The sequence below is a fragment of the Xanthomonas sacchari genome, from assembly GCF_024266585.1.
GTDB lineage: Bacteria > Pseudomonadota > Gammaproteobacteria > Xanthomonadales > Xanthomonadaceae > Xanthomonas_A > Xanthomonas_A sacchari_C.
Window position 1 is genome coordinate 2,581,325 of sequence record NZ_CP100647.1, and the last position, 16,195, is coordinate 2,597,519.

Consider the following 16,195-nt stretch of genomic DNA (forward strand, 5'->3'; position numbering starts at 1 on the left):
GATCCACAATGAAAAAACTGATGATCTATGGAGCCGCCGGGTATACCGGCGGCATGGTGGCAGAGCATGCCGCGTCCGCAGGTCTCGACCTGGTTTTTGCAGGCCGTGCTCAAAGCCGGGCGGCGCTGGAGACACTCGCCCAGCGGCTCGGTGCCGAGGCACGGTTCTTCTCCCTTGACGATTCCGATGCAATCCACCTCGGACTCGAAGGCGTCTGCGTGCTGCTCAACGCCGCCGGACCCTTCATGGTCACGGCCGAGCCGCTCATGGCTGCCGCCATCCGTGCCGGCGTGCACTACCTCGATTTCTCGGCCGAGCTCGGCACCTATCGACAGGCGATGGCCCTCGATGGGCAAGCACGAGCTGCAGGCGTGATGCTTCTGCCCGGAAGCGGGGGCAGTGTCGCGATGCTCGGGAGTCTTGCCGGTCATGCCGCGGTGCGGGTCAAGGATCCAAAGAGGATCCGCATAGCACTCGAGGTGGCGGGCGGGATGTCGCGAGGGTCGGTGACCAGCGCGACGCAGAATGTGGTGGCCGAGATGCTCCATCTCGTCGACGGGGAACTCGTTGCGCGCAGTCCCGAGGAACTGCAGGTCTTCGACTTCGGCAACGGGCCGCAGTCTTCGTTCCCTGTGACCTTGCCCGATCTCCTGACCATCCACCACGCGACCGGCGTGCGCGACATCGAGACCTTCGTTCATGTCACCGCAGGCGCATTCCCGGCGGGAGACGTGGCGGAACTCCCTGCAGGCCCGAGCCCGGAAGAGCGGGCGGCCAATCGATACCATGCGGCCGTCGAAGTCACCGACGCCGACGGCTCGGTTGCGCGCTCGGTCCTGGATACGGTGAACGGCTATACCTTCACCGCCATGGCCGCTGCTGAGGCCGCGCGGCGGGTGTTGTGCGGAGAGCTTCGCCATGGGTTCCAGACTCCCGCAGGTGTGTTCGGCCACGGTTTTGCCGAAACGATCGCCGATACCCGGATCATCGACGCCGCGACCATCGAGGGCGATGTGTGACTTAGCTTTTGCAACGTGCCATCGCCGCAAGGGCGACTTATTGTTGCCAGAGTCGCCGACCTTCTCGCCCCCGCCTCACGCCACTTCAACTGGCTGGAAGATGGCCACGTCCTGGCCAGGTACGCGTTGCACCGAACGAAGTCGCATGTCGCCAGGGCCCTGAGATCCCCGCACTGGCCCCCTTGGCCGAGTCGGTGGGGACGATGGCTGAGCTTGTGACTGCCCGCAAGGTCCGCCACCTCGGGCTGTCGGAGGTGAGTGGCGATGAAGTGCAGGAGGCACATGCCATTCATCCGATCGCGGCTGTCCAATCGGAATGGTCGCTGTTCTCGCGAGACATCGACCAGAGTTCCGTGCCGGCTGCCGCCGACCTGGGCATCGCATTGCTACCGTACCCGCAATTGGGACGCGGCATGCTCGGCAGGGGCGTGGACATCGCACAACTCGATGACGGCGACGTGCGTCGTTACCTCCCGCGGTTCGCTGGAGACAATGCGGATAGCAATGCCCCGCGTTGGTGGAGGAAATCCGCCGCGTTGCCCAGGCGTGGATTGCGACGCCCGCACAGGTGGCATTGTCGTGGGTTCACTGCGAGCGGTGGCACACGGTCTCACCGGCGTACCCATCCCAAGGGACTCACAAGCGCAACCGACTGGAAGAGAATCTCGGAGCGCCGGACATCCAGCTGACGGAGGCCGAGCTGGAAGTCCTGGATCGCCTTGCCCAGTTGGTACAGGGCATCCGACCAGTCTGAGCGCCCACGGCGGCACCATCGCGGCTGGCAATCCGATCCATAACGTTGCCGCTTTCTGTATCGCACCTCCCACTCCACAAGCGCGGGCGGCGCGCTACTTGACCGGAATGACAGCCATGGCCTCCACCTCGACCAAGTACTCCGGTTGGGCCAGGGCCTGAACACCAATCCACGATGAGGCCGGTGGATTCTCGGAGCCAAACGTCTCCACCAGAACCTTTGCAAGCACATCGGCATCCGAACCCGATCGCAAGTTCGGGATATAGATGCGCAAGTTCTGGATATCACCTGAAGTGCCACCAGCCGCCTCTACGGCGATGCACACCTGCTTCAATGCTTGACGGAACTGGCCCTCCAGGCCCTCTGCGTTCTTCCTGCCGCCGGCGTCCCACGCGACCTGTCCGGCGATCGACACCATCCGCCCCGGCTCACTGATCACGACTTGCGAGAATCCCCAGGCACGGCTCGAAAACAAGGCAGGGGGCTGTATCGCTTGTCTAGGCACGGGCGCTCCTGTCGTCATGGAGCGCTATCGGCATGCTGGCAAACCACTTCCACATTGATGCCGTCGAAGTTGAACGGAAAGATCGCCGTCGTGACCGGTGGCGGAAGTGGAATCGGATTGGCGATCGCCAAGCGGTTGGCGAGCGAAGGCGCTCGCGTTGTGATCACCGGAAGGCGACAAGCGGCGCTGGATGACGGCGCGGTGGGGATTGATCGCGCGTCATTCCCGCGATGAGGATGTCGATGCCGGCGAGGAAGTCGGCGCGATCGTCATGGGCACGGAGTTGCGATCCGACGCTTTGCGCGAACGGATAACTCGCCGGATCGAGCGCTGACCAGCTTCCCGCCAGCGCCGCCAGTGCCTCGGTTCTGTCCAGGGCGAGCGCGCGTGCGGCTTGCGCGTTGGCGGCGTTCTGGACGCCCACGCCGACGATGTAACTGAACACCGCCATCGCCGAGGCCCATTCCTTGTCAGACGGGACGCCAAGGGCACGCACATGTTGGCCCACAGTGTCGAAAACGCGCACGAGTGGGGATTGACCCGGCATCCGGGTCAGCGCGGCTCCCACCCAAGGATGCGCGTCGAACGCGTCGAACATCCCCAGGGCGAATGCCCTGATCGAACTTCGCGGATCCTCGGCGGACACGCTGTCGCGATGCACCTGGGCGATGACCGCGTCCGAGGCGGCGACCATCAGATCGTTCTTGTTGGAGATGTAGCCGTAGATCGCACCTGAGCCGGTCGTCAGCTGCGTGGCGAGCGACTTGAAGGTGAGCCCCGCCTCACCATCGCGATCAAGCAGGTCGATGGCGGCCGCCACGATCTGCTCCCGCGAAAGCGCCGTGTGCCGTCTCCGAACCTTCCGCTTTGTCTGCTTCATGCGGCATCGTTGCATTTTTGGAACGACATTCCAAGTTGACAGCAATGGAATGCCGTTCCATTGTATTGGAACGACATTCCATACGTGGACGGGAGGATCCGTGGCCATCTTTGTGACCGGCGCAGCCGGTTTTATCGGGGGCGCCGTCGCGGCCCGGCTTGTGGCTGACGGGTATCAGGTGCGCGGGCTGATTCGGGACGAGGCGAAGGCGAAGCAGCTTGCGCGCAGGGGCATCGTGCCGGTGCTCGGCCATCTGGACGATCGTGATCTCATCGTCCGCGAGGCGTACGCCTCCGATGGTGTCGTCAACGCGGCCGACAGCGATCACCGAGGGGCGGCGATGGCCCTCATCGAGTGGCTCTCCGGGTCGGGCAAGCCGCTGTTGCAGACCAGCGGAACCGGCCCGTACGCGCAGGACACGCGTGGCGGGGCGTCCGAGCAGACCTATGACGACGACGCGCCGCTGCCCTCCGAGGTGGAGTTCGGCGATCGCGCCAGCATCGATCGGCACATCCTGGACGCCGCCGCGCGCGGCGTCCGGTCCATCGTGCTGTGCAACAGTTGCATCTATGGCTGGGGCGCAGGCCTGCACCGGGAAAGCATCATGGTGCCGCGGTTGAAGCGGCAAGCGGAGAAGGATGGCGTCGCACGTTTCATCGGGAGCGGCGCCAACGTTTGGTCGAACGTCCATATCGGCGACCTGGTCGACCTCTACCTGCTCGCATTGGACAAGGCGCCGGCTGGCAGCCGCTATCTGGTGGAGAACGGCCAGAACACCTTCGCCGACCTGGCCCAGGCCATCGCCGATCGTCTCGGCCTCGGCCAGGCGCAGTCCTGGTCGGTCGAAGAGGCGGCCGCGCATGTCGACGAGACCTATACCTTCATCTTCGGCTCGCACTGTCGGGTGCGGGCAACGCGCGCGCGCGCCGAATTGCAGTGGCGGCCCAAGGTCGGCGCGATGCTCGACTGGATGCGGCAGGAGGGTTGAATGGCGCAGCGTCCACACCAGCGTTCCATCGCCATCATCGGCGCGGGGCTCGGCGGGCTCACGCTTGCCCGGGTCCTGCATCTTCATGGGATTCCCGCGACGGTCTACGAAGGCGAGCTCTCGCCCGACGTGCGGCCGCAGGGCGGCCAGCTCGACATTCACGAACACAACGGCCAACGCGCGCTCCAAGCAGCGGACCTGGTCGAGGAATTCCGCGGCATCATCCATGTGGGAGGGCAAGCCTCGCGGGTGCTCGATAAGGACGGTAGGGTTCTTCTCGACGAGCCCGATGACGGCCACGGCACGCGGCCGGAGGCGCAACGGGGCGATCTGCGTCGCATCCTGCTCGATTCACTGCCTCCCGAGCTGATCCGCTGGCGGCAGCGTCTCTCGAGCGCGGCGTCGATCGGCGGCGGGCGGCACCGGCTCCATTTCACCGATGGATCGAACATCGACACCGATCTGCTCGTAGGCGCCGATGGCGCATGGTCGAAGGTCCGGCCGCTCCTGTCGGCCGCAACGCCAAGCTATGCCGGGACGACCTTCCTGGAGACCTATCTCCACGATGTCGATACCCGACACCAGGCGGCGGCCGCCGCAGTGGGTGCCGGCGCCATGTTCGCGCCGGCGCCAGGCAAGGGCATCTTCGCGCATCGCGAGGCCAACGCGGTGCTTCATGCCTATGTCGCGTTGAACCAACCGGAGGATTGGCTAGGCGATTTCGCCGTCGGGGACAGATTCCTCACTGAATTCAAGGACTGGGCGCCGGCGCTGACATCGCTCATCACCGACAGCGATACGACACCGATCCTGCGCCCGATCCATACGCTGCCGATCGACCATCGTTGGGACCCTGTGCCGGGCGTGACGCTGCTCGGCGACGCGGCCCACCTGATGTCGCCGTTCGCCGGCGAGGGGGCCAATCTTGCGATGTTCGATGGCGCTGAACTGGGCAGGGCCATCGCGGCCCATCCGGACGATATGGAGACCGGGCTGCGCCTGTATGAGTCGGCGTTGTTTCCCCGGAGCGCCGCCGCTGCCGCGGAAGCCGCGCGCAATCTGAGGGTGATGTTCGACGACACCGCCCCGCAGAGCCTGCTCGCTCTCTTCGCGGTTGATGCATCCGCGACATGATCGAGGGCCGGGGATGGCCGTCGCTCCACGACATCGCCGGTCCGCAAGAGGACGAGGGCCGTTCGCAAGGATCCTCGGCTCTTGACATTGGAAACGATCATTTCCTATATTGAGGCATGACCAACCGCGCCTCATCAAACGCCCGGCGGCCCATGGGCAGGCCGCGCAGCTTCGACCTCGAGGCGGCTATCGCCCGGGCCGTGCCGGTGTTTCGCGAGCATGGCTACGACGGAGCGTCGATCGACCATCTCAAACAGGCCACAGGTCTGACGGCGGGGAGTCTCTACAAGGCGTTCAAGGACAAGCGGCAGGTCTTCTCGGCCGCGTTTTCCCATTACCTCGAACATCGGCGCCAGCAGTTGGCGCTCAGGCTCGAAGGCGCGTTGAACGGGCGCGAGCGGATCGCCGAAATCCTGCGCTTCTACCTCGAGTCCGCCTCCGGCGCTGAGGGTCGGCGCGGCTGCCTCGTGCTGGCGAGCTTGATCGAGGCGACGACGCTGGACGATCCGCTGCGCGACGCCCTCGGCAAATCCCTGGACGAAAACCGGGCGGCCCTGATCGCGACGCTTCGTGATGGACAGCGCGATGGTTCGATCCGCGGCGATCTTGCGGTCGAGCCCTGTGCGGAGCTGCTGCTCGGCCTGCTGCAGGGCCTTCGTGCGCTCGGAAAGCTGCATGACCCGGCGCACCACGCCGAACTGATCACGACCGCGCTCAAGATGCTCGACTGAATCCCACGAGGAGCACCATGCCCGCACATGCCCGCACCACGTCGTCAACGGACGACCGTTCCTTCCGCCATGCCTTCGAAACGGTCGACGGGGGGCGCCTGCACTACGTGACCACCGGACCGGAGGACGCGCCGCCGCTTGTCCTGCTCGCCGGCTATCCCGAAAGCTGGTTCGCATGGCGCAAGGTGATGCCGCTGCTCGCGGGTCGCTTCCGGCTCATCGCCCTTGACCTTCCTGGCCAAGGCGATTCGGACAAGCCACTCGATGGTTACGACACCGGAACGGTTGCGCGCCGCATCCACGGCTTGCTCGAACGGATCGGCGTTTCCCGCTATGGACTGGCCGCCCATGACATCGGCGCGTGGGTCGCTCTGCCTTATGCCCTGATGTTCCCTCGGGAGGTCGACCGTCTGGCTCTTCTCGATGCCGGCATCCCTGGCGTCACGCTACCGGACATGCTGCCGGCGGCACCCGATCGCGCCTGGAAGACCTGGCACTTCGCCTTCCATGCCGTGGCCGATCTGCCCGAGGCGTTGATCGCCGGCCGCGAGCGCGTGTATCTGGACTGGTTCCTGCGCCGCAAGGCGGCCAGCCCGTGGAGCTTCAGCGATGCCGATCTCGACGAGTATGTCCGCATCTTCAGCATGCCTGGCGCACTGCGGGCAGGGCTTGCCTTCTATCGAGCCGTCACACGTTCCGCCGAGCAGAACCGTGCCCTGATCCGCGACGCCAAGCTCACCATGCCGGTCCTGGCCGTCAGCGCGGATCAAGGTTCGATCCCCGACATGGCCGGCCCGTTGCGCGCTTTCGCCGACGACCTGCGCGCTGAGACCGTCGACAGGAGCGGACACTTCATCCCGGAGGAACAGCCAGAGGCGCTCGCGAGGATGTTCGACGACTTCTTCGCGCAGCGCTGACGCCGCGTTGGACAGGCGGGAGCGCTTGTCGGCGGGCGGAACGAGAAACGGCGCAACGCGCGAAACACGGATCGGCTACCGTAGCGGCCTGATCCCCGTCGTAGCGCTTGCCGGGCAGCAGGCGTCCGTACTGCTCGCGATCGCCATGGAAGAGGGCCAGCGTCGATGGGATCGCACGGGACAGCCGACGTGACGCCAGGGGCATGTCGGCCATGCGTTTGATGTGACTGTGGGACTGACTACGAGGAATGCGGGAATGGGGCGAACGGTGGCGGCGTGCGCAATGTCGATTCGCAAAGGGCTGATCGGAGGCCGCGGCTTCACCGTCGCGATCTCCTTTTTGCTGCTTGCGCCCTTGCTGGCCTCAGCCGCCGACAAAACAGCGGCTATCGCGCCTGGCGAGCTCTGGCACGACCGCCAGGGCGAGGTGATCAACGCCCATGGCGCCGGGATGCTCAAGGCGCCCGACGGCAGTTATTACTGGTTTGGCGAATACAAGACCGCGGGCAAGGGCGGCAACGCGGCGCATGTCGGCGTATCGGTCTATCAGTCCACCGACCTGCTGCACTGGGATGCGCGTGGCATCGCGTTGCCGGTGGCGACGGATCCCGCGTCGGACATTGCCGACGGCGCCATCATCGAGCGCCCCAAGGTGTTGCATAACGCGGCCACCGGCCAGTACGTGATGTGGTTCCATCTGGAACGGGCAGGGCATGGCTACAAGGATGCCCGCGTGGGCGTGGCGGTCGCCGAAGCGCCGGCCGGGCCGTACCGCTACCTGCGCTCGTTCCAGCCCAGCGGCCAGCAGTCGCGCGACATGACGCTGTTCCAGGACGACGACGGCACGGCCTATCTGTTCTATAGCTCCGAAGGCAACGCCACCATGCACGTGACGCGCCTGACGGCCGATTACCTGGATACCGAGCGGGACTACCAGCGCATCTTCGTGGACCAGTGGCTGGAGGCGCCGGCGATCTTCAAGCATGCCGGGCGCTACTTCTTCATGGGCTCGGAGTGCACGGGCTGGAAGCCCAACACCGCGCACGGCGCCAGCGCGGCAGCGCCGATGGGGCCGTGGACCGAATTCGGTAATCCCGCGCAAGGCGAAGATGCCGCGCTCACCTTCCACAGCCAGAGTGCCTACATCCTGCCCATGCCGGGCCAGCCGGATCGTTTCATCTACATGGGCGATCGCTGGAATCCCGGGAACGCCATCGATGGACGCTATGTCTGGCTGCCGCTGCGACTCGAAGGCGATGGCTTCCGCATCGATTGGCATGCGCGCTGGTCGTTGGACGGAACGCGGCAGAAGCGCGTTCAAGCGCGCTAGGCCGGTTCCTGCAGGAAGGGTGGGCGCACGCGCCGGTCTGGATGGGCCGATAGCGCAGTGACGCGGCCGATGCGATCGTCGATGGCGACGCGAGGATGCCCCGCTGGCAAGCGACACCGCATGGCGCTACGCTCACCGGGCACAGAGAACGCGATCAACGACCTGGCGAGGCTGCTCACGGTGATCTACGACCTGATTGCACTGAGCGGCCCGCTGCTGGAGACCTCCAGCAGCGAGCGTAATGCGCTTGGCAACTGGAGGCCAAGTTCGCCGATCTCGCGGCCGGCGTGCTGCCCAAATCGCAGGCCGATCACGTGATGCAGTTATGTCGGTCGCTGCCCGAGCTGAAGGATGCCGGCGACGTGCTGAGGGCCGGTACCCGAGCGAGCTGAGCGGAGCTGGCTGGCGGAGCCGACACGGAGTCTGTGATCAGAGGTGCTGACCGTCCAGTTGGGGGGCGCTGCCGCCTGTGGCTGCTCGACGCGCACCCGATGCTCAATTGATCGAGATCACCACCTTGCCGAAGTGTGTGCCCGAGGCCAGGTAAGCATAGGCATCGGCGGCGGCGTCGAACGGAAACACCCGATCGATCACCGGTTCGATGCGTGCCTGACGCACCGCCTGCACGGCTTGCGCCAGATCGCGGGTGGAACCGGTCTGGCTGCCCAGGATGTTCAGCGTTTTCACCATCACCGGCAACACGGGCATGCTGACCTCCATCCCTCCGATAAAGCCCACCACGTAAACGGTACCGCCGATCCGCGCGGCATTGATCGACCTTGCGAACGTGGTGCCACCCACTGTTTCGACCACCAGGTCCGCTCCCTGGCCGTCGGTCGCTTCGAGCACGGCGTCGTCCCACGCCGGGGTCGTGGTGTAGTTGATGAGCACGTCGGCGCCGAGCCGCTGTGCCCGCTCCAGCTTTTCATTCGAGGATGAGGACAGGATCACCCGCGCGCCCGCCGCCTTGGCGAACTGCAAGGCAAACAGGCTCACGCCACCGGTACCGAGCAAGGCCACGGTGGACGCCGGGCCGGTGCGGCTCTTGAAAATTGCGTTCCACGCGGTGGTGGCCGCGATCGGCAAGGTGACCGCCTGGGTGTAGGGCATGCCGTCCGGGATGCGGACCAGCGCGCTGGCTGGCACGACGGCATACTCGGCGAGCGAACCCGGCATGGTGACGCCACGAATGCGCCGCGTGGTCGCTTCGCTCGGCAAGCCCGCCGACCAGTCGACGATCAACCCCGACATCACGCGATCTCCAATCGTCCAGCCGCGGACGGACGCGCCCATCTCGACGATCTCGCCTGCGCCATCCGTGCCGGGGACAAAGGGCGGCGTGGTATCGCCCAGCCGTCCTCGCGCCACCATCAGATCCAGATAGTTCAGACCGGCCGCATGCAGCCGGATCAGCACCTCGTCCGCCGCCGGGCGCGGCACCGGTGCCTGGCCCAGGGAAAGTTGCCAGGCTTCTCCAGACGCTAGTTGGAAGGCGCGCATGTCGGGTTGCTCCGCGTGGTGATCGAGGACGTGCACGTTATGCCTGTAGAACTCCTATAATCGATCCAAAAAACACAACATCCTTGCGCCTGGTGCACGAATGAACAGCGTGGAAGCGGACGAAATCGGTGCCTTGCTCGCCGTGCTCGAAACGGGAAGCTTCACGGCCGCGGGGCGGCGGCTCGGTCGCGACAGTTCGGTCATTTCGCGGCGTCTGAAGAAGCTGGAAACGCGCCTCGGCACGCGGCTCGTCGAACGTTCGACGCGCCGCCTTTCCCCCACCGATGCCGGCACGCGCCTGCGCGAGCGTGTGCAGGAGGCGATGCAACTGATACGCAGCGGTGAGGAAGAAGCGCGTCAGTTGAGTGCGGCGCCAATCGGATTGCTGCGTATCACCCTGCCGGTGGGTTTCGGCCGTCGCTGGATCGCGCCGAAACTGCCCGAATTTCTCGCGTGTTATCCGGCGCTTGAAGTGGAAGCGGACTTCACTGACCGCTTTGTCGATCTGATTGCCGAGCGTTTCGACGTGGGCGTGCGCATCGGCAGGCTGGACGACAATCGGCTTGTCGCACGGCACGTGGCCAGCATGCGCCGGCTGCTATGCGCATCGCCGGCCTATCTGCAGTCGCATCCGCCGATCCGTCATCCGCGCGACCTGCTTGCGCATGCGTGCATCGGGTTCACGCCGATGGCGTCGCATCCGGTGTGGCATCTGTGCCGGCAAGGGAAACGACACGCGGTGCGTATCCGCTCACGGTTTGCAACCAACGACATCGATGCGACGATGCACGCGGCGCTGCAAGGCGCTGGCGTGGCATATTGCGCAGACTGGGTCGTCGCCAACGCGCTGCGTGAAGAACGTCTGGTCGAAGTGCTGCCGTCCTGGGAGGTGCAGGGCGAGGAGACCATGTACGTGGTCAGGGCTTCGGCCCAGCACACCCTCGCGAAGGTACGCGCGTTTACCGACTGGATGGTACGGACGTTCGAACATCCGTCGTGGACGACAGCGACGCACTTGTGTCGCTGACCCGATCGGCGACGCGCCGGCGAAGGATTTGGCGCGGTTGGACAACTACGTGTCTCTTGCGTGCGCTTCCGCTTGAACGACAGCGACTGGCGTCGTTGCGACCTATGCGTCATCGTCGAAGGACACTGTCGTGTCGTCCGACTTATTGGGCTTGGTGAGCCGTCAATCGCTAGAGTCACGCCTCCCAGCGCAGGTCGCCGATGTAGCGCGACGCCATCGCCCCTGCGTCGTCCAGCGCAAAAAGATGCAGCCACCGATTGTCGAACAGCGCGCGGACCTGCGGGTGACGTTCGAGGATGTCGGTGATCGCGTCGGCCGGTGCCTCGATCAGCACGGACAGCCGCAGCGGTTCGTGGATCAGCCGTTCGCCGTCGTGCACCGACTGCCACGGCAATCCGCCGCGCAGCAGGCCGCCATTGCCCTCGACCACACCGATGCCGCCGGTGACGTTATGCAGCAGCTTGTTGCCCGCGCCGAAGACCTCGGGCGCCACCGTCGATCCGTAGTACTGCAGGCTGATCCAGCTGGCGACCACGACCGGGGCGGTCAGGATCGACTCCAGCACGCCGAAGCCCTCGTCGCGGCGCCAGTCGTAGTCGTGGAGGAAGGCGCGCCCCGCCAGGTCGCGCCCGGCGGTGCGTGCCCTGGGCGCGGCGATGAAGGCCTGGCAGCCGGCCAGCGCCCATTCCGGGCGCAGCTCGGCCCAGTCGCGGGCGCGATGCGCGATGTCCTCGCTCCGTTGCGCGCGCGGCAGGCGCAGTGCCCGCTCGCCACGCGCCAGCGCGCCGGCGGCGTGCAGCCAACGTACCGCCTGCTCGAGATCGGCCGCATGCGCAGGCGAGGGATGGTCGGCGCTGTAGAGCATGACCGTATCGGTCGTGGTGTCGTGCAATGCCGCCATGAACAACGTGTCCGCGGGAATCGCGACGCCGCGTTCGGCGAGACCGGCGCGCACCTCGGGGTCATTGAGCAGCGCAGCGAGCAGCCGTGCGTTCACTTCGCCCGAGTAGCCGCCGCAGGCGCCGCAATGCAGGGCGCTGGCGTGCGGATTGTTGACCACGTTGGCGCCGTGGCCGGCGAGCACGACCAGTCGTGCGAAGCCTGTCGTGAGCGACATTGCCTTGAGGATGCTGCTGGCCATGCCCAGTCGCGTGTCGAGGTCGAGGGTGTCGGCCGGGCGCGGTGCGGGATCGTTCGGCGCGTCCTGCCGTTTCAGCGCCAGTCCGTCGCGCAGCAGCTTGCCGACGTAGATCGGGCCGGCGGCTTCGACGAAGGCGAACGAGGAAATGGCGGCCAGCTTGAAGCGGCCCCAGGCGCGCTTGGCACGTGCGGCGATCCGCGCAGCGAGGTCCGATTCGGTCAGCGTCGGCGTCGTCTCGCCGCAGCAGGTGTGCACCCGCGGGGGCAGCAGTACGGGAAGACGCGCCTCGACCACGTCCGAGGCGAATCGCCGATGGCCGATGCCCAGCCCGAAGAAGCCGGCGAATCCGAGTGTCTGGATGCCGGCGTCGAGGCTTTCCAGTGCGCGCCGAAACACTTCCGAGCGCACGTCGATGCAGAAGGCCATCTGCAGCGCCATGCGGGAAGGCGCGGCAGGGACTGAAGCAGGTGCTGCAAGCGTGGTGTCGAGCCGCCGCTGCGCCGCACGTTCGGCCGCCTCCTGCAGAATACTGTCGACGACATCCTCCGATGTCGCCGCAACCGGCGTGGCGTAGGCGGCGATGGCGGATCGCCACTTGGACGCGATCGCCGCACCGAACTTGCCCAACAGCGCGGCGTCCCAGCTGATGCGGATGGCCAGCAGGTCGGTGACGCAGGCATCGGTTCCGCCGCTCAGCTCCGCTTGCCAGAGCCGATACCGGGCGACCTGGCTCCAGCCGCCCAGCGTGGTCAGCAGTCGGTGGAAATAGCCGTCCAGGGCGTCGGGCGAGAGGCCGAGGCGCGCGACTCCCTCGACGATCGCGTCCTCGGCAGTCGCTGGCGCGTCCGCCACCTGCTGTGCGAATCGGGTGAGCCCTGCGATTTCCGGCGTCAGATCGTGGGTCGCGACGAGTCGCCACGCGCTGTAGGCGCTGCCGGAGTGCCCTGCGATCCACAGTGCCTGTCCCTGGTCGAAATAGGCGGCGGCCCAGTGCCCGATGCGCTCGTTGACGATGCCCGGCCAGTCGACTGCCGCCGCGTCGCGCGCCAGATCGGCGACGGTCGGGATCGCCTGCGGGCCGGGACGCTCGCACGCGATGGCATGCTTGAGCGCGGACACCGTCGGCGGGCGCAGCGCTGCCGGCGCGTTGTGGAAAGCCGCCTGCAGATCCGCCGCGGCGATGTCGCCGGACTGCAGCCGTTCCGCATACCAGGAGCGCGGCATGGTGAGGGCGATGCCGGCGGCATTGCGCAGCCGCGCCGCCGCCGTGGCCAGTGGTTCGCCGGCCTGGCCGAGGAAGGGATTGACCGCCACGCTCGAGGCGAGCGGCCACAGCGGAGGAATGGCGCGTGCCGCACGCTCGGCGGCGGCGATGATTGCAGTGTGGGACAGGGGCGGTGCGTCGGTCGCGGTCATCAGCATGGAGGTGTCCTGGCGATTGGGGGTCACGGCGTCTTGCGCACAGACCAGCCGCCGAGCAGGCGGTCGATGGCGGCGTTGACGTACAGGCCGTTGGAGAGATGCACGCGCAGTCCGGCGGCGGCCGGGTGCGCGGCCCAGAGCGGGAACAGCGCCTGCGCCACCGCCACCAGGCCGAAGCTCAGAACGGCCAGCGCCATCAGCGTCCACTCCAGCCGGCCCGGTGCCGGTGTGGCGGGCAGCACGCCGGCGGTCAGCCATTCGGCGGCGGTCTGCAGCGCGAAGTAGCCCACCGCGGCGGCGCTGGCGTAGAGCGCGGTCCTGCGGGTAAGCGGGCGCGGCGCGGCATCGGCCAGGCCCTGGGCCAGCAGATAGGCCACACCGAAGATCAGGATGGCGCCCAGGGCCAGCGCCTGCGGCGACTTGTGCTCGAAGCCGAAGGCGAACCCGAAGGCGGCGCCGATCCCGCTATAGATCGCCAACGCGATCAGGAAGGCGCGGCCGACCGCCGCCCCATTGGGCACCGCTACCGGCCCCGGCCGGCGAATGGACGCCACGTGCTCGACGGCCCCGCCGGAGGCCAGGAAGGCATGCGCCTTGTAGAGCGAGTGCGCGACGATGTGCAGCAACGCCAGCGGGAACAGCGCCAGCCCGCACTGCAGGATCATGAAGCCCATCTGCGCGACCGTCGACCAGGCCAGCGAGGTCTTGACCGCGGGCTGGGTCAGCATCACCAGCGCACCGAACAGCGCGGTGAACCCACCCAGCATGGCCAGCACGGCGAGCACGCCCGGGGCAGCCAGCATCAGGTCGGCGAAGCGGATCAGCAGGAAGCCGCCGCCGTTGATCACGCCGGCATGCAGCAGCGCCGACACTGGCGTGGGCGCTTCCATCATCTCGGTGAGCCAGCCGTGGGTCGGGAACTGCGCCGATTTCAGCACCGCGGCCAGCGCGAGTAGCGCGGCGGCGGCCGTCAGCAGCCAGCCGTGCTGGCCGCTGCGGGCCAGGGTGTTGATGGTGGCGATGTCGGTGGTGCCCAGGCTTCTCCATACCAGCAGCGCTGCGCAGAGCAGGGCGATGGCGCCGATGCTGGAGAACAGGCGCTTCTTGCGCGCGGCACGCCGCGCCGCCACGCGCTGGGGATAGAACAGCAGCAGGCGATTGAGCGCGACGCTGGTCGCGATCCAGGCCACCACGACCTGGACCAGGTTGCCGGCCTGCACCAGCAGCAGCACCGCCGCGAGCGCGACGCACAGCCAGCCGGTGAAATCCCCCTGCCGCGCCTCGCCATCGAGATAGGTCCGGGTGTAGCGCACCACGATCCAGCCGACGAAGGCGACCAGCAGCAGCATCGTGGTGCTCACCGCATCGAGCCGGACCGACAGGCCGATCCCGCTCCATCCGATCAAGTCGCTATCGCCGGCGCCGCGAACGAGCAGCAGCGCCAGCGCGGCGATGGCGACGAGCAGCGCGGCGAGTGCGGCGCCTTCCGCGACCACGGGCAGCAGGCGGGGGCGTCGGCCGCTGCGGACGAAGCCGAACATGGCGGCGACCAGCAGCAGGAACGGTGCGGAGAGCGGTAGCAGATAGAGCGACAAGGCAATCCCCTCGGATCGGGCGCGGTGGCGGGCGGCGCCACGATAGCGATCGGCTGGGACGAACAAAAATTCATTGTTTTCACGGTTTCGTTCGTTATTATCGAACGATGGCCGCCCTGAACTACAACCACCTGCGCTACTTCTGGGCCGTCGCCCACGACGGCAACCTGACCCGCACCGCCGAGCGGCTCAACCTCACGCAATCGGCCTTGTCGGTGCAGATCCGCAAGCTCGAGGAGCGGCTGGGCCATGCGTTGTTCGAGCGGCGCGGCCGCCAGCTGCACCTGACCGAGGCCGGGCAGATCGCGCTCGACCACGCAGACGCGATCTTCGCCACCGGCGACGAACTGCTGGGCACGCTGCGGCAGACAGGCGCGGCGCGGCAGGCGCTGCGGGTCGGCTCGCTGGCCACGCTGTCGCGCAACTTCCAGATGCAGTTCCTGCGTCCGCTGCTCGGCCGTCCCGACATCGATCTGATCCTTCGCTCCGGCAGTGCCGGCGAACTGCTGCGGGCGCTCGAGGCGCTCAATCTCGACGTCGTCCTGCTGAACCAGGCGCCGCCCGGCGATGCGCTGACCCCATTCGTCTCCCATCGGCTCGCGCAGCATCCGGTCAGCCTGGTTGGCACGCCGGATCGCTTGGGTCATGCCGCCAGCATTGCCGATCGCCTGCGCAACCACCCCATCATCCTGCCGACGGTGGACAACAGCGTGCGCGCCGGCTTCGACGCCTTGGCCGATCGCCTGGGCGTGCGGCCGCAGATCGTGGCGGAAGTGGAGGACATGGCGATGATGCGATTGCTGGCGCGCGAGGACCTCGGCCTGGCGGTGCTCCCGCCGATCGTGGTCAAGGACGAGATCGCCGCGGGCGTCCTGGTGGAAGGCGATCAATTGCCGGACATCGTCGAGACCTTCCACGCCGTCACCATGTCGCGGCGTTTCCCGAATCCGCTGGTGCGGCTGCTGCTTCAGCCACCGGGGGCTGAAGTAGATGCACCGTGCCACTCCGCAGCGCCGAGGACCGGAGCCGCCGTCTGATCCGGTGGAGCGGACGTTGTGGACCACGAACACCGCTGAACCGGTCTGCGGCATCGATCCATGACCGTGCGCTGGCGGCGCGCCGTTCCCCCCGCAGCGTCATGCTCGCCCGCGGATCTTGGACGATGCTCGAGGATGGCAGGCGGAGGCTGCCGATGCCGTAGACGCCACTGACCGAACAGCGATGGCGCAGCCGCTCGCCGCGACGACGCTCG

14 protein-coding genes and 2 pseudogenes are annotated in these 16,195 nt (G+C 66.9%); 11 read left to right on the plus strand and 5 right to left on the minus strand.

Annotation, left to right across the window (positions count from 1 at the left end; translation table 11 throughout):
- The first annotated feature begins 8 nt into the window (after window positions 1–8).
- The 3 genes and pseudogenes from NKJ47_RS10610 to NKJ47_RS20820 all read left to right on the plus strand — a co-directional run bounded on the left by NKJ47_RS10610 (window position 9) and on the right by NKJ47_RS20820 (window position 1,773).
- On the plus strand, window positions 9–1,019 hold the full coding sequence (locus tag NKJ47_RS10610) for a saccharopine dehydrogenase NADP-binding domain-containing protein (RefSeq protein ID WP_254457888.1): 1,011 nt from the start codon (window positions 9–11) through the stop codon (window positions 1,017–1,019).
- A gap of 182 nt (window positions 1,020–1,201) precedes the next feature.
- A pseudogene (locus NKJ47_RS20815) lies at window positions 1,202–1,432 on the plus strand (aldo/keto reductase); the annotation flags it as partial.
- A gap of 104 nt (window positions 1,433–1,536) precedes the next feature.
- Window positions 1,537–1,773: a hypothetical protein gene (locus NKJ47_RS20820; RefSeq protein ID WP_429002533.1), complete on the plus strand. Its 237-nt coding sequence runs from the start codon at window positions 1,537–1,539 to the stop codon at window positions 1,771–1,773.
- 94 nt (window positions 1,774–1,867) lie between these two features.
- Here NKJ47_RS20820 and NKJ47_RS10615 read toward each other — a convergent pair whose 3' ends face one another.
- Window positions 1,868–2,296 (minus strand): RidA family protein, encoded by a 429-nt coding sequence (locus NKJ47_RS10615; RefSeq protein WP_429002407.1) that lies wholly within the window; start codon window positions 2,294–2,296, stop codon window positions 1,868–1,870.
- Between the two features lie 39 nt (window positions 2,297–2,335).
- Between NKJ47_RS10615 and NKJ47_RS10620 the strand changes: the two are divergent.
- Window positions 2,336–2,470 (plus strand): annotated as a pseudogene (locus tag NKJ47_RS10620) (SDR family NAD(P)-dependent oxidoreductase); the annotation flags it as partial.
- On the opposite strand, the gene NKJ47_RS10625 reads toward NKJ47_RS10620, so the two are convergent.
- Window positions 2,442–3,158 carry a TetR/AcrR family transcriptional regulator gene (locus NKJ47_RS10625; protein WP_254457890.1) on the minus strand — a complete coding sequence of 239 codons (717 nt, stop codon included), beginning with the start codon at window positions 3,156–3,158 and terminating at the stop codon, window positions 2,442–2,444. The pseudogene NKJ47_RS10620 and the gene NKJ47_RS10625 overlap by 29 nt on opposite strands.
- A 100-nt stretch (window positions 3,159–3,258) precedes the next feature.
- Between NKJ47_RS10625 and NKJ47_RS10630 the strand changes: the two genes are divergently transcribed.
- The 5 genes from NKJ47_RS10630 to NKJ47_RS10650 all read left to right on the plus strand — a co-directional run bounded on the left by NKJ47_RS10630 (window position 3,259) and on the right by NKJ47_RS10650 (window position 8,258).
- Window positions 3,259–4,146 (plus strand): NAD-dependent epimerase/dehydratase family protein, encoded by an 888-nt coding sequence (locus NKJ47_RS10630; protein ID WP_254457891.1) that lies wholly within the window; start codon window positions 3,259–3,261, stop codon window positions 4,144–4,146.
- Window positions 4,147–5,280, plus strand: coding sequence for an FAD-dependent oxidoreductase (locus NKJ47_RS10635; RefSeq protein WP_254457892.1), 1,134 nt, complete (start codon window positions 4,147–4,149; stop codon window positions 5,278–5,280). It abuts the gene before it with no gap.
- Between the two features lie 116 nt (window positions 5,281–5,396).
- On the plus strand, window positions 5,397–6,011 hold the full coding sequence (locus NKJ47_RS10640) for a TetR/AcrR family transcriptional regulator (protein ID WP_254457893.1): 615 nt from the start codon (window positions 5,397–5,399) through the stop codon (window positions 6,009–6,011).
- A gap of 17 nt (window positions 6,012–6,028) precedes the next feature.
- Window positions 6,029–6,928 (plus strand): alpha/beta fold hydrolase, encoded by a 900-nt coding sequence (locus NKJ47_RS10645; RefSeq protein WP_254457894.1) that lies wholly within the window; start codon window positions 6,029–6,031, stop codon window positions 6,926–6,928.
- A gap of 283 nt (window positions 6,929–7,211) precedes the next feature.
- Window positions 7,212–8,258: a glycoside hydrolase family 43 protein gene (locus NKJ47_RS10650; RefSeq protein ID WP_254457895.1), complete on the plus strand. Its 1,047-nt coding sequence runs from the start codon at window positions 7,212–7,214 to the stop codon at window positions 8,256–8,258.
- A gap of 495 nt (window positions 8,259–8,753) precedes the next feature.
- Here the strand turns inward: NKJ47_RS10650 and NKJ47_RS10655 are convergent, their stop codons facing one another.
- Window positions 8,754–9,794: a zinc-dependent alcohol dehydrogenase family protein gene (locus NKJ47_RS10655; RefSeq protein ID WP_254457896.1), complete on the minus strand. Its 1,041-nt coding sequence runs from the start codon at window positions 9,792–9,794 to the stop codon at window positions 8,754–8,756.
- Between the two features lie 64 nt (window positions 9,795–9,858).
- Here NKJ47_RS10655 and NKJ47_RS10660 point away from each other — a divergent pair, with 64 nt between their 5' ends.
- Complete coding sequence (locus tag NKJ47_RS10660) at window positions 9,859–10,785, plus strand: LysR family transcriptional regulator (RefSeq protein WP_254457897.1); 927 nt, start codon at window positions 9,859–9,861, stop codon at window positions 10,783–10,785.
- 175 nt (window positions 10,786–10,960) lie between these two features.
- Here NKJ47_RS10660 and NKJ47_RS10665 read toward each other — a convergent pair whose 3' ends face one another.
- Both NKJ47_RS10665 and NKJ47_RS10670 read right to left on the minus strand, forming a co-directional pair.
- Window positions 10,961–13,348, minus strand: a complete 2,388-nt coding sequence (locus tag NKJ47_RS10665) for a YbcC family protein (protein ID WP_254457898.1) — start codon at window positions 13,346–13,348, stop codon at window positions 10,961–10,963.
- A gap of 23 nt (window positions 13,349–13,371) precedes the next feature.
- Window positions 13,372–14,943, minus strand: coding sequence for a proton-conducting transporter membrane subunit (locus tag NKJ47_RS10670; RefSeq protein ID WP_254457899.1), 1,572 nt, complete (start codon window positions 14,941–14,943; stop codon window positions 13,372–13,374).
- A 107-nt stretch (window positions 14,944–15,050) separates the two neighbouring features.
- Here NKJ47_RS10670 and NKJ47_RS10675 point away from each other — a divergent pair, with 107 nt between their 5' ends.
- The gene (locus NKJ47_RS10675) at window positions 15,051–15,980 is read left to right on the plus strand and encodes a LysR family transcriptional regulator (protein ID WP_254457900.1); all 930 of its coding nucleotides are present in this window, start codon (window positions 15,051–15,053) and stop codon (window positions 15,978–15,980) included.
- Window positions 15,981–16,195 lie beyond the last annotated feature (215 nt).